Origin of the sequence: Fictibacillus sp. 23RED33, from assembly GCF_015903925.1 — a bacterium.
Lineage (GTDB): Bacteria > Bacillota > Bacilli > Bacillales > Fictibacillaceae > Fictibacillus > Fictibacillus phosphorivorans.
Map to the genome: position 1 here is coordinate 1,370,812 of NZ_JACZDX010000001.1, position 24,335 is coordinate 1,395,146.

The 24,335-nt window shown below is 36.9% G+C and carries 22 protein-coding genes and 1 riboswitch; of the genes, 17 read left to right on the forward strand and 5 right to left on the reverse strand.

Features of this window, described 5'->3' with window-relative positions:
• The first annotated feature begins 6 nt into the window (after positions 1 to 6).
• Positions 7 to 471: an aminoacyl-tRNA deacylase gene (locus IHV09_RS07115; protein ID WP_370568938.1), complete on the forward strand. Its 465-nt coding sequence runs from the start codon at positions 7 to 9 to the stop codon at positions 469 to 471.
• A gap of 85 nt (positions 472 to 556) precedes the next feature.
• On the opposite strand, the gene IHV09_RS07120 is transcribed toward IHV09_RS07115, so the two are convergent.
• A complete protein-coding gene (locus IHV09_RS07120) occupies positions 557 to 1,657 on the reverse strand; it encodes an AbrB family transcriptional regulator (protein ID WP_197263950.1) in 1,101 nt (366 codons plus the stop codon).
• A gap of 480 nt (positions 1,658 to 2,137) precedes the next feature.
• Here IHV09_RS07120 and aac(6') point away from each other — a divergent pair, with 480 nt between their 5' ends.
• Positions 2,138 to 2,581 carry an aminoglycoside 6'-N-acetyltransferase gene (gene aac(6') / locus IHV09_RS07125; protein ID WP_197263951.1) on the forward strand — a complete coding sequence of 148 codons (444 nt, stop codon included), beginning with the start codon at positions 2,138 to 2,140 and terminating at the stop codon, positions 2,579 to 2,581.
• Between the two features lie 191 nt (positions 2,582 to 2,772).
• Entirely contained in the window at positions 2,773 to 3,348 is a 576-nt protein-coding gene (locus IHV09_RS07130; protein WP_197127937.1) for a hypothetical protein, read from the forward strand.
• 63 nt (positions 3,349 to 3,411) lie between these two features.
• Here the strand turns inward: IHV09_RS07130 and IHV09_RS07135 are convergent, their stop codons facing one another.
• Complete coding sequence (locus IHV09_RS07135; protein ID WP_197263952.1) at positions 3,412 to 3,690, reverse strand: hypothetical protein; 279 nt, start codon at positions 3,688 to 3,690, stop codon at positions 3,412 to 3,414.
• Between the two features lie 138 nt (positions 3,691 to 3,828).
• Between IHV09_RS07135 and IHV09_RS07140 the strand changes: the two genes are divergently transcribed.
• Both IHV09_RS07140 and IHV09_RS07145 read left to right on the forward strand, forming a co-directional pair.
• Positions 3,829 to 4,590, forward strand: coding sequence for a MerR family transcriptional regulator (locus IHV09_RS07140; protein WP_197263953.1), 762 nt, complete (start codon positions 3,829 to 3,831; stop codon positions 4,588 to 4,590).
• A gap of 118 nt (positions 4,591 to 4,708) precedes the next feature.
• Positions 4,709 to 5,884, forward strand: a complete 1,176-nt coding sequence (locus tag IHV09_RS07145; RefSeq protein ID WP_197263954.1) for an alanyl-tRNA editing protein — start codon at positions 4,709 to 4,711, stop codon at positions 5,882 to 5,884.
• 127 nt (positions 5,885 to 6,011) lie between these two features.
• Here IHV09_RS07145 and IHV09_RS07150 read toward each other — a convergent pair whose 3' ends face one another.
• On the reverse strand, positions 6,012 to 7,412 hold the full coding sequence (locus tag IHV09_RS07150; RefSeq protein ID WP_197263955.1) for a hypothetical protein: 1,401 nt from the start codon (positions 7,410 to 7,412) through the stop codon (positions 6,012 to 6,014).
• Between the two features lie 236 nt (positions 7,413 to 7,648).
• On the opposite strand from IHV09_RS07150, the gene IHV09_RS07155 reads away from it, so the two are divergent.
• The 9 genes from IHV09_RS07155 (at position 7,649) to IHV09_RS07195 (ending at position 19,851) form a co-directional block, all read left to right on the forward strand.
• Positions 7,649 to 10,969 (forward strand): hypothetical protein, encoded by a 3,321-nt coding sequence (locus tag IHV09_RS07155; protein WP_197263956.1) that lies wholly within the window; start codon positions 7,649 to 7,651, stop codon positions 10,967 to 10,969.
• Positions 10,970 to 11,031: 62 nt separating this feature from the next.
• Entirely contained in the window at positions 11,032 to 12,249 is a 1,218-nt protein-coding gene (locus IHV09_RS07160; protein ID WP_197128238.1) for an MFS transporter, read from the forward strand.
• Between the two features lie 376 nt (positions 12,250 to 12,625).
• Positions 12,626 to 13,444, forward strand: a complete 819-nt coding sequence (speD, locus tag IHV09_RS07165) for an adenosylmethionine decarboxylase (RefSeq protein WP_197263957.1) — start codon at positions 12,626 to 12,628, stop codon at positions 13,442 to 13,444.
• A 168-nt stretch (positions 13,445 to 13,612) separates the two neighbouring features.
• Positions 13,613 to 14,623: a Bug family tripartite tricarboxylate transporter substrate binding protein gene (locus IHV09_RS07170; RefSeq protein WP_197264154.1), complete on the forward strand. Its 1,011-nt coding sequence runs from the start codon at positions 13,613 to 13,615 to the stop codon at positions 14,621 to 14,623.
• A gap of 57 nt (positions 14,624 to 14,680) precedes the next feature.
• Complete coding sequence (locus IHV09_RS07175; protein ID WP_197263958.1) at positions 14,681 to 15,142, forward strand: tripartite tricarboxylate transporter TctB family protein; 462 nt, start codon at positions 14,681 to 14,683, stop codon at positions 15,140 to 15,142.
• Positions 15,143 to 15,153: 11 nt separating this feature from the next.
• The gene (locus tag IHV09_RS07180; RefSeq protein WP_197263959.1) at positions 15,154 to 16,680 is read left to right on the forward strand and encodes a tripartite tricarboxylate transporter permease; all 1,527 of its coding nucleotides are present in this window, start codon (positions 15,154 to 15,156) and stop codon (positions 16,678 to 16,680) included.
• A 65-nt stretch (positions 16,681 to 16,745) separates the two neighbouring features.
• Positions 16,746 to 18,317, forward strand: a complete 1,572-nt coding sequence (locus IHV09_RS07185) for an ATP-binding protein (RefSeq protein WP_197263960.1) — start codon at positions 16,746 to 16,748, stop codon at positions 18,315 to 18,317.
• Between the two features lie 12 nt (positions 18,318 to 18,329).
• A complete protein-coding gene (locus tag IHV09_RS07190; protein ID WP_197191024.1) occupies positions 18,330 to 19,019 on the forward strand; it encodes a response regulator in 690 nt (229 codons plus the stop codon).
• 115 nt (positions 19,020 to 19,134) lie between these two features.
• A complete protein-coding gene (locus tag IHV09_RS07195; RefSeq protein WP_197263961.1) occupies positions 19,135 to 19,851 on the forward strand; it encodes a YebC/PmpR family DNA-binding transcriptional regulator in 717 nt (238 codons plus the stop codon).
• A 79-nt stretch (positions 19,852 to 19,930) separates the two neighbouring features.
• Here the strand turns inward: IHV09_RS07195 and IHV09_RS07200 are convergent, their stop codons facing one another.
• A complete protein-coding gene (locus tag IHV09_RS07200; protein ID WP_197263962.1) occupies positions 19,931 to 20,338 on the reverse strand; it encodes a disulfide oxidoreductase in 408 nt (135 codons plus the stop codon).
• A gap of 2 nt (positions 20,339 to 20,340) precedes the next feature.
• Positions 20,341 to 21,060, reverse strand: a complete 720-nt coding sequence (locus IHV09_RS07205; protein ID WP_197263963.1) for a DsbA family protein — start codon at positions 21,058 to 21,060, stop codon at positions 20,341 to 20,343.
• A gap of 231 nt (positions 21,061 to 21,291) precedes the next feature.
• Here IHV09_RS07205 and IHV09_RS07210 point away from each other — a divergent pair, with 231 nt between their 5' ends.
• The 3 genes from IHV09_RS07210 (at position 21,292) to IHV09_RS07220 (ending at position 24,150) form a co-directional block, all read left to right on the forward strand.
• Entirely contained in the window at positions 21,292 to 22,626 is a 1,335-nt protein-coding gene (locus IHV09_RS07210; RefSeq protein WP_197263964.1) for a processed acidic surface protein, read from the forward strand.
• Complete coding sequence (locus IHV09_RS07215) at positions 22,626 to 23,252, forward strand: class D sortase (protein WP_197127964.1); 627 nt, start codon at positions 22,626 to 22,628, stop codon at positions 23,250 to 23,252. The genes IHV09_RS07210 and IHV09_RS07215 overlap by 1 nt, the downstream gene beginning before the upstream one ends.
• A gap of 181 nt (positions 23,253 to 23,433) precedes the next feature.
• Positions 23,434 to 24,150, forward strand: a complete 717-nt coding sequence (locus IHV09_RS07220) for a GDSL-type esterase/lipase family protein (protein ID WP_197263965.1) — start codon at positions 23,434 to 23,436, stop codon at positions 24,148 to 24,150.
• A gap of 62 nt (positions 24,151 to 24,212) precedes the next feature.
• Positions 24,213 to 24,314, forward strand: a riboswitch (purine riboswitch).
• Positions 24,315 to 24,335 lie beyond the last annotated feature (21 nt).

Sequence of the window (24,335 nt, forward strand, 5' to 3'; positions counted from 1 at the left end):
ATACAAGTGGAGGAATTTCATAGTACTATTAATCGTTTTATAACCGAGAATAATATAGATGGCATTCATATGGTTTTAAGGGAATCATGTCATTCTGTACAGGATGCTGCGAGAGCACTAAATGTTTCCCAACATGATTTCGTAAAAAACATTTGTCTTTTAGATAATAAAGAACAGCTCATCTTAGCCATTGTGAAAGGTGAAGACCGGGTGAGCACCACACGTGTTGGAAAGGCTCTGAATATTGAACGCCCTCGTCTCGCAACAGAGGATGAAATATTAGCTAATACTGGATTTCCTGCAGGAGGAGTTCCGTCATTTGGATTTAAAGCCATTTTTTTAGTTGATCCAAAAGTAACGGAGCTTTCATACATATACACGGGAGGCGGCTCTCAGTTGTCATTGATAAAAGTAGAAACAAATAGTATGTTACAAGCGAACAAAGGACAAGTCATTCGTATTAGAAAATAAAAAATCTTAATAATCCCCGAAAAAAAAAAAACAAACATCCCATCATTCATCTATGGGATGTTTAAGTCTTTAATAAAGTGAAATATTAATCATTTTTTGAGATCATATGATGCATTTGAGCGCGCAATACCCATTTTAAGAGAGGAGGTACTGCAAAAAAGATAAAAAGAATTCGGAAAAGTTGATAACCTGTAATCATCGTAACATCCGCTTTCAGCTCATGTCCGATAATCCCCATCTGATCAGCTCCACCAGGTGCCATACTCAGGAAACTAGTGATGAAAGAAAAGTTAAATTGATACATCAGCAAAGAACTTAGAAGAAGTGCGAAACTTACCAACATGATTCCGCTGATCAAGGCTATTGGAATCATACTAGCTTTTTTTCTAAGCTTTTCAGGCTTCAATAATAATCCAATATAGCCTCCGATTAAAAATTGAGAAACATCGAGTATTGAAGCGGGAAGAGGAGGACCTTTGAAACCAACTATATTTAAAGCAGCAATTCCTAGAATTGGACCAAGCAGAAAAGCTGTAGGTAGTTTTATTTTTTTTCCTAACAGTGCCATTCCAACTGAAAATAGTCCAAATAGAATAATCTGTGGAAAAAAGGCAGAAGAGGTTCCTTCCGAGATCAAATCAGGAATAGTAGCAGAACTTCCTAAGGAAAAAATGGGACTGAAAATCAGAAAGGGCACAGCGAATATGATAACGATGAGACGTGTCACTTGAAAAAACGTAACGGTTGTAATATCAATTCCCTTAGTCTCTTCTGCAAAAGTAATTATTTGTGATAGACCACCAGGAATTGAACTGGTAAGTGCAGTCGGGAAATTGATCGAGGTAGTACGAGATATTATAAAAGCCATCCCTGAACAGATTAATAATAATAAGATCGTCATGAATGCCATGGATGGCAAGTGAGTAATCATAAGTTTTAACGTATCTTTTGTAAACGTTAAACCGATTGAATATCCTACGATGATCAAACCCGTATTTCTTAAAAAAACTGGCCAGTATAACTGGGTCCAACTTAGTTGGTTCACAATTAATACGGCAGTCATAGTTCCTAAAAGCCAAGGGATCGGCCAATTGAGTACATTGAATATGAGGCCCCCAATAAAGGCAATTGTCAATGTTACTAAGAGTTGATAGCTTTTTTGTTGATGTAAACGTTTATATTTCATTGCAAAACCTTCTTCTTATGTTTGCTTGTGTAAACTAACAAACTTCTTTTTTTCTTCAAATCTATACTTATACTTTGCGATCCACTTCTTACAAACCAAATAGAATCTTTGGTAGATGGGACTTTGAATGAAAGTATAAAAAAATGTGAAAATAAAAAGTGGCCAACCCATCATGAGACCAATCAATAATACAAGGCACTCCATGGATATCCTTACTCTACTTATTGAAAATCCAGCACTTGAACCAGGATGGCGAAGATTAATTATTCTATAAAAAAAAAGAATAGATTAATAGCATACTTCACCATAAACTCCTCTTTTCCAAAATAACCCTATAATTATCTTTGACTATAATGCAATATGAGAAAAAAAGAAAAGAAGTTGCTTACTATTCTTATAGGGCTTTATAAAAAATGAAGGATTTCACATGTGCATTTGTCGAAATAAGAATGTCTAACAAATATAACAGGAGTGTTGAATATGGAATACATTAAAGAAGCAAAGGAACACGATCTTGATTCATTGACTGAATTGGCTTTAGCATTATGGCCAGATAATGAATTCATTGATCTGAGAAAAGAATTCAAACAACTTCTAAATTCTGATAAGGATAAAGTGATTGTATATCTAATGCATGCTCAACTCATTGCATTTATTCATATTTCCGTTAGAAGTGATTATGTCGAAGGATCTAAAGACAGTCCAACAGGGTTTATTGAAGGCATTTATGTAAAACCAGAGTATAGAAAGAAGGGCATATCAAAAAATTTAATAGAAAAAGGAGAAAGCTGGTTAAAGACAAAAGGTTGCAGTCAGATAGGTTCTGATATTGAACAGTCCAATGACACGAGTTATCACTTTCATAAAAATGTAGGTTTTAAAGAAGTGAATCGTTTGATTGCTTTCATTAAAGAGATAGAGTGAGTGTAACAGGCATAAGTATGAATAAAGGGTTTCTTAAGGCACATTTCTGTGTCTTTTTTATTTGGAGAGAAACGAAAGTATATATCGCATTAAAAAGGTTAAACCTGTTTATCAATGATATTTCAAGAAAAGTTGTAGGTTATTTTAGTCAATTACTGTTTGAGAGATTGATTTCGTGAGGTGACAATAGTTTGAAACGAAAAATTCTGCTTATTATAAGTACTGCCTATGCCATATTTATGGCTTACCTATGTTTTTATTATTTTTCAAAAGGTGAGACACACAGTTATCAGGTGGCATTCGGTGGTATATTCTGCGGACTAATTCCATTATGTTTAATTCTATTCACTAAGATTAAATTCAATATGCCTATTATGATATCATACTTTGCTTTTTTGTTTGCATCGCAGTATTTAGGATCTATCTTAGATTTCTATCGGTTAGGGTGGTGGGATACCTTCTTACACCTTTTAAGTGGAGCATTATTGGCTTTTGTAGCCATTGCCCTTTATGAGAGGATGACGCACCAAGAAGCTAGGAAAGAGATTTCTTATTGGCTTGTGTTTTTATTTGTTCTGTCTTTTTCTGTATTTGGTGGGGTGGTTTGGGAGATCTACGAATTCAGCATGGATCAATTCTTTGGAATGACCTTACAAGGCGGAGGGAATTTTGACACGATGGTGGATTTACTGGCAGATACGGCTGGAGCAATCGTAATTGCAACGATTGCAGCTTTTAGGACGAAAAAAAGGTTTAACATGTCATAAAAAAATATGACGCATATTAATTAAAATATGCGTTTTTCACCATTGTATAAACAAGTTTATAAATTAAGAGATGTTTTTCAGCCAACTAATTAATCTTATAATCTCAAAAGGTCTATACCAAGTGATGATAAATATCACAAGTATAGAGAAAGCAAGGGTTATGAATTTTGTGTTTCCATTTTCATTTAGAAAAAATGCTGTAAAACATAGCATAACCCCAAGCAGGATAATGAAAAATCCCCCTAGAACCTTCCATTCAGAATAACCTATAAAATCTCCATTAAATATAATTAAAAGTCCTAAAATTAGAAAGACCAGTGACCACGTACTACTTTTTTTCATGGCATTTACCTCCAATCTCATTTTACCATTTTATGGGTAAGGGTGATATTCTTATTAAAATAAAAAAATAAATGAAAAGCCCATTGACCTTCACGTGGCGTAAAGGTGTAGAGTTAAATGTGTCAGGAGGTGATCACATTGGAATACACCATACAAAAGCTTGGCCAACTAGCAGGAGTAAGCACCAGAACATTAAGATATTATGATGAGATAGATATTCTTAAGCCGGCAAGAATAAACTCGTCAGGATATCGAATATATGGTAAAGCAGAGGTGGATCGATTACAGCAGATTTTGTTTTACAAAGAGCTCGACCTCCCGCTTCATCAAATTAAAGAAATCATCACATCGCAAAGCTTCTCACCAGCCGAAGCACTACGTGAACACCGTGAAAAACTCCTGAACAAACGAGAACAGTTAGACCGTCTCATTTTGAATGTAGAGCAGACGATCGCTGCGAACGAAGGGAGAATAACGATGAAAGATAAAGAGAAATTTGAAGGATTTAAAAAACAGATGGTTGAAGAAAACGAACAAAAATTCGGTAAAGAAATCCGTGATAAATATGGAGATCAAGTTGTTGATCAATCAAATAAAAAAGTATTGAATATGACTCAAAGTGAGCATGACAAAGCTACACAACTTGCAGAGAAAATTCACACGGTACTTGGGGAAGCATTTAAAACAGGAGACCCTGCTGGTGATTCAGCGCAAGAAGCAGCTGAGCTTCATAAGGAGTGGTTGATGTTGTACTGGCACGAATATAGCAAAGAAGCACTTGCGAATCTTGCGCAGATGTATGTGGACGACGAACGTTTCACTGCCTATTATGATAAAGAACAGCCAGGAACCGCTGCATTTTTACGAGATGCTATCCACATTTATACAGATTACAAATAAATATTAAAATGTTTTACCATCTCTAAGGGAGGAAACCATCTTGGTTTTCTTCTTTTTGTTTTATTCATCTCTTCAATTCGTTAAACTATGAATAATGAGTAAGAAGGGATGAACAGTTATGACTAAAAAATTATATTATTCTTCGCCATATACAACAAATTGGGAAACAACTGTAAAAACAACTTTTGAGAAAAACGGAGAATTTTTTGTGACCTTAGAAAGTACCGCTTTTTATCCAACCGGTGGTGGTCAGCCATTTGATACAGGTACGATTGGCGGAAATGATGTACTCGATGTTTTTCTCGAAAATGAAGAAGTGATACATAAGGTGAGGAGTCTGCCTGAAACTTCCTCAGTAACCTGTGAGTTAGACTGGGATAGAAGATTAGATCATATGCAGCATCATACCGGACAACATCTATTATCTGCTGTTTGTTACTCTTTATATCAAGCACGTACCATTAGTTTTCATTTAGGTTCTGAAATCGCAACGATTGATATTGAAACAGACACACTGAGTCAACATCAAATGGATTTCATTGAAAAAGCCGTTAATCAGGAGATTTATAAAAACAGAACAGTACATACATACTTTGTATCCGATAAAGAGCTTCAACAATTGCCGCTATTAAAGATGCCGAAAGTGAAAGAGAACATTCGAATTGTTCAAATTGAAGGTATTGAGCATAATGCATGTGGCGGTACTCATGTTCGTTCAACCGCTGAGATTGGAATCATCAAACTTTTGAAAGCCGAAAAACAAAAAGGTGCCACCCGATTGTATTTTAAATGTGGTCAGCGTGCCCTAGTAGACTACAATGAAGCGTTAAAACTGCTTACGATGATCTCAGGCAAGTTTAATACGGGTCGAGATGAAGTGATGAACCGTCTTGAAAAATGGGAGAACAATCAAAAGGAATTAGAATTGGAGAACAGACGACTAAAAGAGGAGAACAATCATTTTCTAAGTAAAGTACTGATCTCAAAAGCAAAAGCAGGATTACTCATACATGTTTTTGAAGATAAAAGCTTTAATGATACAAAAGATCTTGCTGTAAAAATAGCGAGTGAGGAACCATTATTGATCTTACTTGCTTCCACATTAGAAAATCGTATCATCTTTATGCATGATGGCTCTACTCATATTTCTTGCGGTAGTTTTTTTAAAGAAAGCCTTAGCTCTTTTAATGGTAAGGGCGGCGGAAATGATAAATCTGCTCAAGCTGGATTTGGTTCACAAGAGGACATGATTCGTTTTATTGAATTTGTAAAGGAGACATTTAAAAATAATTAAGTATTCATTGATACTCTTTGAAGATAGTTAATTTCCACTTCAACCAAGTTACACAAGAAAAGAAATAAACATCCAAAAGCAACAAAAAGAGGAGGAGACAACCAGCCCACTCCTCTTTTTCTACGTATCAAATCAAAAAGATCGCCACGATGGTAGTTACAACTAATCCTATAAAAACAGGTTTGATGTTTCTTCTAGCGAGTTCAAATGGATCAACTCCGCAGATTGCAGCAGCTGGAATTAATGCCCAAGGGACGAGTGTACCTCCGCCGACCCAGATTGCCGAGATCTGACCAAGTGCTGTTAATGTTGCTGCTCCGGCTCCTATTGCGGTACCAAATATGTTTGCGACTGATCCTGCCAGTGAGATTCCTGAAAATCCTGAGCCATCGAGGCCGGTAATAGCCCCCACAGTAGTTAGTGTTATTGCCCCTACCTCTTTACTTAAAGGGACCACTGACGCAAGTGCTACACCTAAATCGTTAACGATTCCGTGAGATGTCTTTGGAAGGAAATCACCGATAATCTTAGCAAACCCTGAATCACCTAGATAAAAAAAGGCAGCGATCGGAATGACTGGACCAAATACTTTAAATCCAAACTGAAAACCATCAATCATATAAGAAGTTGTTTTCTCTAATCCTTTGTTCTTATGGCTGACCATCGTAATGAAAAGCAGAATTAATACAGAGGTTCCGCCAATAAGTGCAGTTGCATCTCCACCTTGAAGATTAAAAATGGACATCGCGGCTACATCCAGTGCAAACATGACAGGGATAAAGAGAGCAAAAAATTGTTTTTGCTTACTCGATAGCAAATTTAATTCCTGCTCATTTGAATTTTTTATTGGGTTAGCAGTAAGCCCTGTATTTGCGTTCAACTTTCCAGACTTCAAGTCCCGCTTTAAAAAGTAGAAAGCCGCTACTGTCGTTACAAGACCCATAACAAACACGAGTGGGAAGCTCGCATGAATAACTTCACTTACTGGCAAACCTGCGGCATCAGCAGTTAGTTTAGGTGCTGCCTGAATGATGAAATCTCCGGATAGAGCAATACCATGGCCAAACAGGTTCATAGCCATAGCTACGCCAAGTGCAGGAAGACCAACTCGAATGGCAACGGGAAGAAGCACAGCACCCATGAGCGCCACTGCAGGTGATGGCCAGAAAAACCAAGAAATAATCATCATGAGAATACCTATCGTCCAATAAGCGAGTCCGGGTGTTCTAATGAGTCTCGAGAATGGAGAAATCATCACATCATTGATGCCTGTAGAGGTCAGAACTCTGCTCATGGCAACGATAATTGAGATTACAAGTATAGTAGGAAGAAGCTCGGTGATCGCATAAATAAAACTATTAAAAATACTGCTAACAGAACCCGTTAATGAACTAGTCGCAGTAATAGAGATTAAGAAGATACCGAGAATACTTATTAATGTAGTATCGCGTCTCTTAACCATAAAACCAATGATTAAACCGATAAACACAACATAAATCCAATGCAGCGCTGTTAGTTCAACGCCCATTTGTATTCCTCCCCGTTGAAATGGGTATTTAGCCCTTTCGTGATGTAATACAGAATATGATGAGAAAGAAAAGGGTGTGAGGGGAACTTTTTCACTAATAGTTGTTAGTGACAGGTAAAGGTAATTAATGTAAAATGATGACGATGATACTGAAGATAAGAAAGAGGTAACTACATGTTATCTCTTTTCTTTTTGTTACATACATTCAACAAAGGAGAAGATTAGGGGGCCGTATGATGGACCAGTCCAGATTCATTAAAGATCTAAACGAATTAAGAGAAGGGGGGTATGTAAAAAAGAAGGATTATTTAAACGTGCTTGATGGCTATTACAGATATAGAGAAGATGTTAGAAATAAAGAAATCAATGAATCGACTTTACATACAGCAGAAGTTACGAATGATGAACCTAAACAAAATCCACAGCCAATAAAAACAATAACTCCACCACCAACAAAACCGAAAGTGGTAATCACACCTGAACAGAGAAGAGAAAGAAATATTACAACCATTATGGCAGCGGGAGTGATTCTGCTTTTATTAGGAGGACTTACTCTAGCCACAAGCAACTGGGATGTTTTTAGCTCGATTACGAAAACAATGTTAGTTGGAGGGATTGCCTTATTATTTGGTGGCCTAGGCGTACTTTCGGAAAAAATACTTCAGATTAGAAAAACGGCGTTTACGTTCTTTGTTTTATTTGGTCTGTTTATTCCGATTACCGTACTCTCAGCGGGTTACTTTGAATTGTTTGGGAGTTGGCTCAGTTTTTATGGCGAGGGAAGATATATTTTAGGCGTTATGGCGGCTGTCGTCTGTACTCCAATCTATTACTATTTCGGGCAGTATTTTAAATCCAAGCTATTCAGCTGGCTTACTTATGTTGCGATCGCCATTGGATATGCGTGTTTAATCCTATCGTTTGGCTTAACCAAAGAAGCATTTTATTTTGTTTATGCATTAGGAAATGTAGGATTTATACTATTATATCATTTCAAAAAAGTGAACCGTTCGATATTTCTTCAAATCTTGCCTTTGTTTATACAAGCGAACTTGATACTATCGACGCTGTTCATTTTAATTCTATTTGAGAATCAACTTTATCAAAGTTTCAATATTATCTTAACCGCTGCATTATATTTGTCGATGAGGATGGTCAATCAAAGAAAAGAGTATGAGCTTTTCTTTATCGGGTTTATCACGTACGGACTTTATCAATTGATCCAAAACTCTTTGTTAGTAGAATATCGTTTGTTTTTGATCGTACTTATACCGATTATATTCGTAGTAGTTGCTAATTTTTCAGATGCTGGATTAAAAAAATATTATCAGCTTGCAAATGGTGCAATCTCTATACTTGCTTTTCTATATATAACCGTTGAAGGCGTGTTAATGTCTGTAGGAGAAGGCAGTATGTGGTTGTTATTCGGGTATCTTGTTCTAGCTGGTAACTTTATATTCTTAAGCTATAACTCTACGTTTTTATTCTTTAAATATTTGGCACCGTTCTACCTATTCTGTGCGTTTATGGAAGTTTATCATATGATGGGCGATCGCTTTGAAGATTATTGGACGCTTGCAATCGGCATCTCAAGCGCATTATCTTATTCGATCGGACAGTATCTCAAACCACTGAACAGAGCAAGCCTCTTTGTCGGTGGTGGAGGATTACTTATTAGCTTTCTATTATCATTGGAACTGGCTCACTATGGGCAAGGAAGTATGATTTCCGTCATTCTAACGATACTAACTGTTCGTCATTTTTTAATCGAGAATGGAAAAGAAAAAATAGTAGCCACCTGGCTGGTACCCATTTTCACTTTTTTTACATTCTGCCTGCTTGGGATGAAGTACTTGCCATCACCGACATTATCATACTCTTTACTTCTTGGAAGTGTCGTCACTTTAATTGTATATCTCTGGCAAAGAAAGCAGAAGCAGCTTGCAACTTCATTTGTTTCCATTACAACCATAATGACGACTGTGAATTTTATGGTCATCTTAGTCGAAAGTGATTTTACGTGGATAAAGATTTCATCGTCCATATTTCTAATGGTAGTGTTATGGTTTTTCACTAAACATTTTAATTGGGCGCTCGGGTTCTCTGGTATTCAGATTGCCTTATTCTTTGCACTAAGTTATGTTGCAGAACTACTTGGAGTTTCATTAGGTACTGAGGAATCACTTTATACGTTCATCATCATTTCCTATTTGTTATTAATGAGTAGCGAGGTATTCCAGAAGATCGACTCAAGCAGTGAATATCCAACGAAGGCTGTTTCTCACTTCATTACTTTACTCATAGGTTTTTATGCTTTACTCGTAACAACTGCAGCAGCTCCGTTCATACTACTTGCAACAGTGTATGGAGTTTACCTGTTTCGTTCTCGTAAGGAATATGTGATCAGATATAATCTTTACGCTTGCTTGATATTTTTAGCTATTGGTTTCCAATACTTTATTAGATCATGGCTCACTCATGAAGGTCCTGTTGTTTACAGCATACTTCTAGCTGGTTTCTACTTTGTTGTTAATAATAAATGGAGAAAGCGATTAAGAGCTTTCATTGTACCTTTTTCTGTCATTTTCTTAGGAGAGTATATAACGATTAGAGGGACTGATGAGGCGTTTCTTATTATGCATGCAGCTGTATTAGTCGGGTTTATAGTGTTCTATCAATCGTTAGCGAAATACTGGAAATACGCATCAGTAATCTTGTTGATCTATTTCATGATAGATTTAGAGGAATGGTTGTTAATAAATCGAATAGCCAATGAAATGTACTCAATTGCTTGGTTCACCTCAGGTATACTCATTTCACTGGCAGGTATGTATTTCTATAAAAAGCTATACAGCCAATCTGATTATGTTCAAATTGACTTCTTTGCAGTTTTTGGAATGATTTCTGTACTTAATGGATTGGTGCGATCGGAAAATTTCGTAACAACGTTTGGTCTGGTCATACTTGCTATCCTTTTCTATGTTCAAGGAAATCGATTATTGGATGTTCTGATCGGAAAGAGAATACTTCAATCAGGTTCCAGTTTACTTGTCCTGTTCTCATATTATTCATTTCTTGATCAATTTGAGGTCCCAGTGATTATTCAAACTGAACTTATTGTATTGCCGTGGATCTTATTAAGTTATGTAATTACAAGGAAAATGTGGGACATATCGGAACAAATAGCTAACCTTATTCAATATGTTTTGCTTGGTGTAATAGGGATAACATTGATGATTGATGCGATAGAGAGCTATCAAGTCATGGATGCGATCATACTTGGTACATTATCATTTGGGAGTATCATCTATGGATTTATCTCAAAGCAAAAAAGTTATTTCTTTACTGGATTGATCGTACTACTTCTGAATGTTTTGGTCCAAACTCGCCCATATTGGGGGAACATGCCCTGGTGGGTATACTTATTGCTAACAGGTATCCTGCTCATAGCTTTTGCTAGTTTTAATGAGTTCAAGAAACAAAAAGGAATTGATTCTCCACCATTAAAGGATATAATTTTAAATAAATGGAAACATTGGTTTGGAGAGTGGAAATAAAATCTCTTCAAATAAGGGGGATTAATGAAGTGGAACAAGATCAAAACAAACCCAAGATTACGATGGGTATGCTTTTTCAAAACAAAGTCATTCGTACCATACTTTTTTCAGTACTCTTCTTACAGATTGGGATATGGGTTCGTAACTATTCCATCTTATTGTATGTGATAGAGAAAACGAACGAAAATCCAATCGCTGTATCTTTAATATCTGTAGCAGAATTCGCTCCGATATTTTTGTTTTCATTTATTGGTGGAACGTTCGCTGATAGATGGAAACCAAAAAAGACGATGATTTGGTGTGATCTATTAAGCGCTGTATCTATCTTTGTCGTATTATTAACGTTGCTTTTTGGAAGCTGGAAAGTCATATTTTTTGCAACGCTCGTTTCATCGATCTTGTCTCAATTTTCTCAGCCATCGGGTATGAAGTTATTTAAGATTCATGTACCTGAGGAAATGGTCCAATTAGGGATGTCGATGTATCAAACACTTTTTGCTGTATTTATGATTCTAGGACCTATTCTTGGGACTTACGTATACCAGCAATTTGGTATTACAGCTGCGATAGCAATTATGGGAATCGCGTTCGTATTGTCTGCCGTTATTCTTCTATTACTTCCTCCTGATGAAGAAGTTGAAAAAACGGAAGAAAAACCATCGATCTGGTTAGAGATGAAAGAGGGGTTCAGCTATGTCCTTAACAGACGCTCTTTAACCTTACTAGGTGCGTGTTTCGCCGTAGCCGGATTAGCTTTAGGTTTGACACAGCCGTTAACCGTTTTCTTAGTTACAGAACAACTTGGTCTTCCAAAAGAGGAACTTCAATGGCTCATGGCTGCATTCGGTACTGGAATGATCTTAGGTGGAGGTTTAACCATCGGAATCGCGAGCAAAGTAAAGCCACAATTATTATTGGCTTTAGGAATGGGAGCAAGTGCGATCGGATTTATGATTATGGGATTCTCCGAACATTTTTGGTTAACCTTATCCGCCGAGTTCATAAGTGGTCTTTTCATGCCATGTGTTCACATTGGTATTAATACTCTAATTCTCCAGAATACAGAGGCTAAATTTATAGGTCGTGTGAACGGAATATTAAATCCACTATTTATGGGTGCTATGGTTCTTACGATGTCCATTACCGGTTGGCTAAAAGAAACATTTTCACTTGTATTGATGTTTGAAGGAGCAGCACTTCTTTTTGCTATCGGTATATTAACGATGCTACCACTTATTCGACAAAAAGTTGTTCCAGTGGCTGAAGTTGAGAAAGCCTAAATGTAAAAAACCTCAAAAGCTACCTTAGCTTTTGAGGTTTTTTTTATGTTTCATGTTGGATTTTAGCTGAATCGCAAAGAGGTGTGTGTCGATAAACGTCGAGGATTGTAAACTCGCGGATAAACAGCAAAAACTCGTGGATTGATGTAAGAAACTTTTGGATTTACACCCTGAACTCGTGGATTGAGAGTCAAAACTTTTGGATTCACCACTTACATGCTTAATTTACGGCCAGAAACAAACCATCACACAGCACTGTTGACGCTTTTTCAACCTCATACTGTTTTTCAAATCATTTAAATGGGTATTATAGATATATTTCCATCATTGCTGTAATGAATATTGAATGTCTAAAAATATAAGGGGAATCTAACATATGTCTATCTCACCAGATCAACGAATAACATTACACGGATTCAATAATCTTACTAAATCACTTAGCTTTAATCTGTATGATGTTTGTTATACGAAAACGAGAGAAGAGCGAGAAGCTTACCTTGAGTATATTGATGAGCAATACAACGCGGAAAGGCTTACGAATATTTTGCAAACTGTCTCCGATACGATCGGAGCTCATGTGCTTAATATAGCGAAACAAGATTATGTACCCCAAGGAGCCAGTGTCACTGTACTTGTCTCAGAAGGACCCATTGTTGAAGTACCAACTGATACATTTGATGAGAATTCCACAGCCATGCCAGAGTCTGTGGTGATGCAGCTTGATAAGAGTCACTTAACGGTTCATACATATCCAGAGTTTCATCCAGAAGAAGGAATCAGTACGTTTAGAGCGGACATAGATGTTTCTACTTGTGGAGAAATCTCACCGCTTAAAGCACTTAACCATTTGATTAACTCATTTGATATGGATATTGTTACGATGGATTATCGAGTTAGAGGATTTACACGAGATATAAAAGGTCACAAGCTGTTTATTGATCATGACATCAATTCAATACAAAACTATCTTTCTTCAGATATTAAAAAGGCGTATACAATGATCGATACAAATATTTATCAGGAGAATATTTTTCATACGAAGTGCAAATTAAAGCATTTTGAACTCAATAACTATCTTTTCGGTTATACCAAGGATGAAATTGATAGTGAAACTCAAGAACACATCACAGGGTTGATAAATGCAGAAATGGACGAGATTTTTTACGGAAGAAATATTAATTCTTCTAGACGTTAATACCTTATAGATGAACGGATCACTAAGATACTTTTAGTGGTCTTTTTTTTGCGTGAACAATATGAACAAAATGCATTTTATGCTGTTAAACTTCCATTTGAAAATCTGAATGTTAGGATTATGAAAAGTAAATGAAAGCGCTAACATTAAGAAGGGGATGTGAACATGATGAAAACAAAGAAATGGAAAAAATGGCTTATAGCAGGCGTTATCTTATCTTCACTTACAGCTTGTAGTACGTCTGGGTCAAATGCTGGAGAATCCGATTATCCGAAAAAACCAATAACAGTTGTTGCTCCGTCGGGTGCTGGAGGTGGTTGGGATCTAACAGCGCGCTCACTGACCAAAATTCTAGGTGAAACGAAAACCGTTGATCAAACGATGACTGTTGAAAACAAACCTGGTGGAGGTGGAGCTGTTTATCTTGCAGAATTTGCGACACAACATAAAAAAGATGATTACAAGCTTTATGTAAACTCTCCGCCAATCTTGATCAACAACTTGAAAAAAGAAGGTAATAGTCCATACGGTTTTAAGGATACTACACCACTTGCCCAATTAACAAAAGACTTTGGAGCAATCGTTGTAAAAGAAGATTCGAAATACAACAATCTAAAAGAATTGATGGACGCTGTTAAAAAAGATCCAAAGTCTGTCACAGCAGCTGGAGGATCGGCACCAGGATCCATGGACCATCTCGTAGCTGTTCTACCGGCTTACAAATCTGACATTGACCCAAAAACAGTCAAGTATGTTTCATACGATGGCGGTGGTGAAGCAATTGCAGCCCTATTGGGAGGCAATGCAGATTATATTGCAACTGATGCTTCTGCGGTAGGTGAATATTTAAAAGCTGGGAAAGTAAAAGTGCTTGGTATTTCTTCAACGGAACGATTAAAAGGTGACCTTGCTGATGTTCCAACTTTTAAGGAAGCTGGAATCGATGCAGACTTCACGATTTGGAGAGGTGTCTTCGGACCGAAAGAGATGTCTGATAGTGCAGTGGCATATTGGGATAAAACATTAAAGAAATTAAATGAAAGTAAAGAGTGGCAGGACGAGCTAGAGCGGAACGGTTGGGAAGCGGAATTTAAAGATGGTAAAGAATTTGAAACCTTCTTAATAGAGCAAGAAAAACAAGTTGAAGACCTTTTGAAATCACTAGGAATGAATAAATAGTTATGACATGGAGAAGTATTTGTGCTTCTCCTTTTTTCAAACAAGGAGGGAAGTACTTTGCAAACAGGAAAATTTGATCGTTATGCAAGCATCTTATTTGCTTTACTTGGAACAGCTTTTTTAATCGAAAGCCGCAACATTTCGAAAAGTGCTTATGGAAGTGAAGTCGGACCTAACGTTTTTCCCTTTCTTTTAGGACTTATTCTTATCTTACTAAGCGTTAAACTCTTTCTTGAATCATTTAAAAACATACAGAAAGAAAAGAAGGACAAAGAAAACTTACAGATAAAAAGATTTATCATTATCTTGACCGCAAGTCTTCTGTACGCAGGTTTCATCGAAACACTTGGTTATATCTTAAGTACTTTCTTATTTTTGTTTGTTTCCTTTCAAGCGATGGAAAGAGGAAGTTGGATAAAAAATGGAGTCATTGCTTTGGCATTCTCATTCTTTGTTTATTATTTATTTGTTGTTGTTTTGAAAGGCTCGTTGCCTGGAATGCCAATTTGGTTTAGTTAGGAGGATTAATGATGGGTGTTATGGATTTTTTAATGCAAGGATTTCAGACGGCCATTCAGCCGCAAAATATATTCTTTGCTTTTATCGGCGTTTTAATTGGAACCGCAGTAGGCGTTTTACCTGGTATTGGACCCATGAGTGGTGTTGCACTATTAATTCCTGTAACCGCTACTTTCACGAGCGGAATGGATCCTTCTGCAGCAGCTACAAGCTCAATTATCCTTTTAGCGGGTGTGTATTATGGAGCCATGTACGGTGGATCTACTACATCCATTCTATTAAACACACCTGGCGAATCTTCATCTGTCGTTACAACACTTGATGGTTATCAAATGGCCAGACAAGGAAGAGCTGGGGCCGCACTATCAATCGCAGCGATCGGGTCATTTTTTGCCGGAATCGTTTCTATCATTGGGTTGGTGTTATTAGCTGAACCACTTTCAGAGATGGCATTGAAATTCGGACCAGCTGAATATTTTTCTCTAATGCTGTTAGGTCTAGCAGCAGTTAGCGGTTTGGCGGGAGGTTCGATTACGAAGGCATGGATGATGACCGTAACCGGCCTTTTGCTCGCCACAATCGGAATCGATGCGGTCTCAGGTGTTGCTCGATTCACTTATGACATTCCTGTTCTGTTTGGAGGACTTGAATTTTTAACGGTTGCTGTTGGTTTGTTTGCATTGGGTGAGGTGTTTAAGACTGTTCTGCATAATGAAGAAGAGGCTGAAAAGGTGGCGAAAGTTGGGAGAGTTATCCCTTCTAGAGCAGATCTAAAAGAAAGTGCCGGGCCGATAGCACGTGGCTCATTCTTAGGGTTCTTTATTGGTGTCTTACCAGGTGCAGGTGCAACACTTGCTTCTTTCTTTTCATATATCGCTGAGAAGAAGATAAGTAAAAATCCTGAGAAGTTTGGAAAAGGTGCGATAGCTGGAGTTGCGGCTCCTGAGTCAGCCAATAACGCAGCTTCTGGAGGAGCGATGATTCCATTATTAACACTCGGAATTCCTGGTTCAGGAACGACAGCGATTCTTATGGGAGCTCTTATCATGTATAACGTACAGCCAGGTCCTTTATTATTTAGTGATCATCCGGACGTAGCATGGGGGTTAATCGCTTCGATGTTTATCGGAAACTTGATGCTTCTCATCCTTAATATGCCGCTTGTTAAGGTTTTTGCGAAAATTATTGAAACACCTGCGAAATATTTGCTGCCTATTATTATTGCTATTTCTGTCTTTGGTGTTTACGCCGTACAAGTAACGACGTTCGATCTGTTTTTATTGATCGGCTTTGGACTTGCTGGATATCTCTTAGCACAGAATGACTATCCGATTGCTCCTCTTGTACTCGGCTTAGTACTAGGACCAATGATTGAAAACAATATGAGACGTGCATTAACAACATCAAACGGTGATTTTATGGTATTTGTTCAACAACCCATTTCTGCATTTTTCTTGGTTTGCGCGGTATTATGGATTCTCGTTCCATTCTTTCTGCGATTAAAAGGAAAAAATGTTGTTGTGAACGTTGAAGGATAAGACTTGATACGTAGAGAAGACTTTCTATTCTAAGAAAGTCTTTTCTATTTTTACGGAGGGAAACTATGAAACTGCAAACAAAATTAATTCTCATCAGCTGTTCCCTAATTTTTATTGTGGTCACGATTTTAGCACTTATCTTTCAGAATATGTTTGAAGACACGATGAAGAGTCAAATTGGGGAGAGGGCACTAAGTGTTTCTTATGCAGTAAGTAACAATCCACTTGTTATTGATGCGTTTGAAAGTGATGATCCCTCTGAAACAATCCAGCCTTATGCAGAGAAAATCAGAAAGAAAACAGGGGCTCATTACATCGTAGTTGGAAACAAAGAAGGTGTTCGTTATTCACACCCCATTAAAGAACGAATCGGTAAGAAGATGGTTGGTGGTGACAACCAAAAAGCTTTATCTGGTGAACCGAGTATCACTGAAGCAACAGGCTCACTTGGTCCAGCTGTAAGAGGGAAATCACCCGTTATAAATAATGACGGCGAAATCATTGGATTGGTATCAGTAGGTTTTCTAACTGATCAGATCAAAGAGGACATTTGGCCGTATAAAATAAAAATAATCATTATAGGCACGATTACCTTGTTGCTAGGAACACTCGGTTCTGTACTGATTGCAAAAGGAGTAAAAAGAGCCACCCATGGATTAGAACCAAAAGAGATCGGATTGTTATACAAAGAAAAAAGCGCAATCTTAGAAGCGATTAGAGAAGGGGTCATTGCTGTTAATCGAGAAGGTGAAATAACCCTTGCCAATCACACTGCACTTCAGATGCTACAAACAGAAAGTGAGAGGTTATTGGGTGAAAATGTGTTAAAAGCTATTCCGAATACAAGATTACTTGATGTTATTGCTTCTGGAAGAAATGAATTTGACGAACAGATGAAACTCGGAAACACGAAAGTTATCGCGAATCGTATTCCAATACTAGATGATCATAATCAAGTCATTGGGGCGGTAGCGACATTTAGAAACAGAGATGAGCTTTATCGATTAAGTGAAGAACTTGCGCAAGTGAAAAGCTATAGTGAGGGCTTAAGAGCTCAAACACACGAATTTTCAAATAAACTGTATTTAATATCCGGACTTATTCAGCTAGGTTCTTATCAGGAGGCACAAGATATTATTACAAAAGAATCAAATGTTCATCATCATTTTACACAATTTATTATGAAGCATATTTCTGATCCTTATATAGGTGGTCTATTAATTGGTAAGTTCAATCGTTCGAATGAGCTAAGAGTAGAATTTTCGATTGATCCTTCAAGTCACCTAAAAGATATTCCAGACTCAATCGACAGACAATTACTAGTTACAATCATAGGTAATCTAATAGATAATAGCATGGAAGCTGTAATAGAGTCAGGAACATATGACCCAATAGTAACAATCAATCTTTCTGATTTTGGAGAACAGCTGATCATTGAAGTTGAAGATAATGGAGAAGGAATTCCTGGAGATATCGCTAATATGTTATATAAAAAGGGATTCTCTACAAAAGGACAGAATCGCGGGTATGGTTTATATCTAATCAACCAAGCTGTGGAAGTATTAGACGGTCATATCTTTTTTGAGAGAACAAAAGCGGGAACAACGCTTTTCACTGTAATAATCCCAAAAGAATAGAGGAAAGACATCATGAGTTCATGGGAAGTTTTTATCGTTGAAGACGACATTCGCATTGCCGAGATCAACAAAAAATTTGTTGAAAAAGTAGAAGGTTTTTCGGTATGTGGCATAGCATTAAACGAGGAAGAGGCAAAAGAACAGATTTCGATTTTAAGACCTGACTTAGTAATCTTAGATATTTATTTTCCAGATATGAATGGACTAGATCTACTAAGATGGATTAGGAGTGAATTTCGAGGGATCGAAGTCATCATGGTAACAGCGGCAACAGAGGTGAAAACGCTAAAGGTTGCTCTTGAAGATGGGATTTTTGATTACATAGTAAAGCCCGTCATCTTTCAGCGGTTTAAAGATACTTTATTACAATTTAACGATTATAAGCGATCTATCTCTCAACTGTCAGCAGATAAAGAAGTCAATCAAAATATGATCGATTCTTTATTAAAACGCGAGAAGGTCGAGATGGAACCATACTTACTCCCTAAAGGCATCGATCCTATTACACTTGAAAAGATCTTGTCCATATTGATGCACCATCAAAAAGGCTTTACTGCAGAAGACCTTGGACAGCGTACCGGAGTTAGTCGAACAACGGCAAGACGCTACTTAGAGTATCTCGTGTCAGAACAAAAAGCAAAAGCGGACATCACTTATGGAGGTGTAGGCAGACCAGAAAGAATCTACAAATATGGACTATAGTTCAGAGCGACCTGTTTATCGGGTTGCTTTTGTTTTGATTCTTATACTACTAAAAATTAGTTAAGTTGATGTATAATGTTCTACATAGATTTAAAGTTGAAAGAGAGTGAACAATATGGGACGTAAATGGAATAATATTAAAGAGAAAAAAGCATCAAAAGACGCAAATACGAGCCGTATTTATGCAAAGTTCGGTCGTGAAATCTATGTGGCTGCAAAACAAGGAGAGCCTGATCCAGAATCCAATCAGTCTTTAAAAGTCGTTTTAGAACGAGCAAAAACATATAGCGTTCCTAAAAACATCATCGACCGTGCGATTGAAAAAGCGAAAGGCGGTTCAGACGAGAACTATGACGAGCTTCGTTATGAAGGTTTTGGTCCGAACGGATCGATGATAATTGTGGATACTTTGACGAATAATGTCAATCGAACAGTAGCTGAAGTGCGTTCTGCTTTTAATAAAAATAATGGAAACATGGGTGTTTCTGGTGCAGTATCATACATGTTCGATGCAACCGCTGTAATTGGTCTAGAAGGAAAGTCAGCAGATGATGTATTGGAGCTGTTGATGGAAGCAGACCTAGATGTTCGAGATGTGATCGAAGAGGATGAATCTGTTATTGTTTATGCTGAACCTGATCAGTTTCATGCTGTGCAAGAAGCATTTAAGAATGTGGGTATAACAGAGTTTTCAGTAGCAGAACTTACGATGCTTGCACAAAGCGATGTGGAACTCACTGAAGAATCACAAAGTCAATTTGAGAAATTGATCGATGCTTTAGAAGATCTAGAAGACGTGCAGCAAGTGTATCATAACGTTGATTTACAATAATTCTATATAAATAAAGGGTCAGTTTCTATTACAGGACTGGCTCTTTTTTATTGTCAGAGCAAAAAGAAAAAGCAACCGATTAATTCGATTGCTTTCTCATCCATAACATACAGATCGTGATGATCGTAAATCCAACGAACGCAAGTAGTGGAATCGTGATGAATCCTAGCCAGTTAATATACTGACCTGAACATGGAACACCAGATGTACACACTTCAAAAGCTTTTAATGCAGGAATTTTTTGAAGCGCATAATGATAGCCTGAAACGATGATGCCCAAAGTGGATAAAGGCAGGGCATAACGTGTGACTTTATGATCTTGTTGATAAAAGGCAACACCTAGAAGAATGACTAACGGATACATCAAAATCCGTTGATACCAGCAAAAATTGCATGGCACAAACTTCATGACTTCACTAAAAAACAGACTTCCTACCATGGAAACGATCGAAGCAAGCCAAGCGATTAATAAAGGTTTATTACCCACCTTTATTTACTCTCCTTTGAAGCATCATCAACCATTTCCTTTAAATCTTCTAAAGAGGTACCTTCAAACTTTTTACCATTAACAAATAATGTTGGCGTACTCGTTACACCAAGTTCACTTACTAGTGCTTCATCTGTTTTCAGCGCTTTTTCATTGTCCTTGTTCTCCCATGTTTCAGTAACTTTCTTAACATCTTCATCTGAAGTCACTTCACCAAGTGTTTCTGTTAAGAATTTCTCTGTAAAAATGTCCTGTCGTTCTAGACTCTGATCGTCAGGTTGCTTTTCATATAGCGTCTTATGAAACTTCCAAAACGTTTCATTTCCTAATTCCTTATAAACAGTTTCCGCAAATATAGCTGAGCGTTCAGAATCTACATTAATAAACGGATAGTTTAAAAAATAAAATTTCACTTTCCCTGTTTGAATCAGTTCTTTATCAATAAGCGGGAAAAATGACTCATTAAAGTTTTTACATGCGGGACACTTGTAATCTCCAAATTCAATAATGTTAACTGTCGCATCTTTCTCACCTAAGTAAGGCTGGTTTTCATAGGATATATCAGCTGTAGACGTATCATTATTATCAAGTACACCGCTGAACAGAAAAATGATCAATCCTAGAGTCAAAATACCAATCGTCCAAAAAAGCCAAACAGGAGAAGAGTTGTTCTTGTTCTTTGAGCTGTTTACATAAGCCTTATTCTTTTTTTGTTTACCCATTGTTCACCTCGTAGAATTTTTACTAAATAAAAAGAAGTTACTTTTATCGTAAACAAAGTTGACGGTATTTACAATGAAGAAATATCGAACATTATGTTTTTATGTCTTTTAGATTATGCATAGCACCTGAAGGTTACAAAAACTAATTCTAAAAAAACTTGTATGCAAAAGCAGATTTTGGCAGTATAATTTTCTAGAAATTATACTAAACTAGTTTTCTGGGGGTCAGGGATGAAAAAGGTTGTAACTTTCTTATTGGCTATTACGATTAGCCTCGGCATCTTGCCGTTGTCAGCGTTCGCGATAAATGCAAACGACAAAGAGTATAAAGCGTTCTTACAAGAGATTGGTTGGAACTCGAAGGATTTTGTTGCTTATCTAGACAGTAAAGAGTGGGCATTAAGAGAATTTGATTCTGTCGATGAACTTGGTACACCCTTATCAGAAAAAGGTGTTCAAGCAGTGTTAAAAGAGTTTGACATCAGTCGTGATAGACTCAATGAACTTCTTGTTGAATATGGAAATATAGAAGAAGGACAAGACGTTCTTGACGGAACTTATATTATCTTTGAAGAGGAATTGTTTGAGGAAGTTGATTTTATGATCGGCACACCTATAGATGACATTAATCTCCAAAAGTTGTTAAGTGATTACGATTTAAAATCCATTGAAGAACTGGATGCTTTATTAAAAGAGAACGATGATTCACGTGACAACTATGAATATATCGAACACCTAGAATGGTCTGTTGATTATTATATCAATGGAGATGACTGGGAAGGAACTCTTATTAATGATGAAAATCTTCAACAATTATTAAGAGATTACAACTTAGCTTCTCTCGCGGAACTGGACGCTTTATTAAAAGAAAATGATGATGCAAGAGAAAATTACGAATACATTGAAGATCTTGAAGGAGCCGTTGATTTCTATATAAATGGCGATGACTATATGGGTGATGATATCGAGGATCTATTTACAGAGATTGGTTTAACAGAGGAAGAAATAGAGAAGCTTTTAACTCATATGGAAACTCTTAATTGGGAAGATCCAGAATTTCTTGATCAAATGATGGTACTTGCCGAAAGAATGATGGCATTTGATGATTTTGAAACTGCTGATGAACTTACTTCTGAACAAGTTGCTGAACTATTATCCATCTTTTCTGAGATGAAGCAGCTGTTACAACTTGAAACAAAATACTATCTAGTTGTAGATGGACAAAAACAACCTGTGTCGATGGATACATTGATGACGATGGAAACGACAAATGGAAATGATCTTATCATGGAAGTTTATAATCTAAATGGTGAGTTATTAGCTGATATTCGAATCACAGCTGAGATGTTTGGCTCTGAAATGATTCAAGAAACAGGTAAAGATATTCAAAAAGTTGAAAAGATTGTCTCTGCAACTCCGACTAAAGCGAGTCCACCTGTAAAAACAGTGAAAGGCGGAAAACTTCCAACAACCGCAACAAACCATCTAGAGAATACTTTAATGGGTCTAGGTATTTTAGCGGCAGGAATATTCTTATTTAGAAGATTTCGGGTAAAAGGGATCTAATGAAAACGAGAAGTAGCATTCGAACGACACTTCTTATTTTTTCACTTGTTTTAATATTGCTTGGTTTTTGGTTTAGTACTACAAACGCTTATACATTTATTAAAGGATACATGCTCTTTCAAACAAGCCAGACACAGATCGGAAAGAGTTCAGAAAAGCCATCCAAAATACACATAAAGCATTCTGATCAGGAGGAAACACTCTATTCGGTAAGACCGAAAAAAGGTGAGAATATTGGTAACCTACTCATACCAAAATTAAATGCTACACTTCCTATTTTTCATGGAACAGATGAAGAAGAATTAGAAAGAGGTGTAGGTCATTTCGAGAAAAGTGTATTACCAGGAGAACAAGACAATGCTGTTCTATCTGGACACCGAGATACGGTTTTTCGAAAGCTTGGTGAAGTAGGAAAGGGGGATACGCTGATTGTGAAAACCTCAGCGGGAACCTTTACCTATAAAATTCGCAATGTGCGCATCGTAGACAAAGATGACAGAACAGTAATTGTTCCTAAACCAAGAGCAACATTAACTGTTTCAACATGCTATCCTTTTAATTTTATTGGTGCATCACCTGAGCGCTATATTCTTGTAGCAGATTTGATATCACAAAAGTTAACATAATCTACTTAGACAACATGAACTATTTATGTTGTCTTTTTTTAGTCCATTTTGCAAGAGGTGTGTACCTGTTTTGTTTAAAAGTTAATCAAAACAGGTATGAATACCAATAATGCCAAAGGGTCTAAAGAAATCCCCCCTGATACATACTTAGAATAAACAACTAGAAGTCGGAGGTTGAAACATGAAGAAAATATCATTGATTATAGCAGCGTGTATGATTGTCGTGTTAGGCGTTGCTTTTGGCGTATACTCCTTTAACTCAAAAGAAATGGAAGTAACGGCTCTTGGAGATTCACTCGCATACGGATTAGGTGATACAAAGGATAATGGGTATATAGGAGATGTGGAAGAGCGGTATGAAGAAGATTTAAACAAACACCTCGTTGTACATGACTTTGGAGTTCCAAATGATACCAGCACAGATCTACTTAAGCGGCTGAGTAATCCTGAGATAGCAAACACGGCTAAAAGCTCAGATGTGATTTTTATAAATATAGGTACGAATGATTTTTTGAAAAGTACGGATTTATTGACCAAATTTAACAAAGAAGAGCTAGCAGCCAACGAGGAAATCTACAAAGAAAATTTGAACCAAATCATTCAAAATGTACAAAATCAAGAGAACCCGAAGACCATTTATATATTAGGTATCTATAACCCTAAAGCTGAATGGAGTGATATGTCGGTCGTTAACGAAGCCGTATCAAATTGGAATCAATCCACAAAAGAAGTTACGAAGAAAAATAAAAATACTGCTTATATACGCACTGATGACCTTTTTATCGACAAAAATAAACGTGATTATTTCTCTGACAAACTTCATCCTAACGAAAAGGGCTATGCGTTAATCGGAAAAAGAGTTTACGAAACCATCCAACAAAGTACGGATTATAAATAAGTCACTTCATTAAAGTAAAGTCACATAAAGAGGTTTTCATTTTCAGACCTTTATCGTATAATGTGAGTTAACTTCATAAAGCTCGTATAATCGCAGGGATATGGCCTGCAAGTTTCTACCAAGCCCCCGTTAAGGGTTTGACTACGAGTGACGCAAACTTTCCATGCATTTTGTATTTCAAGATG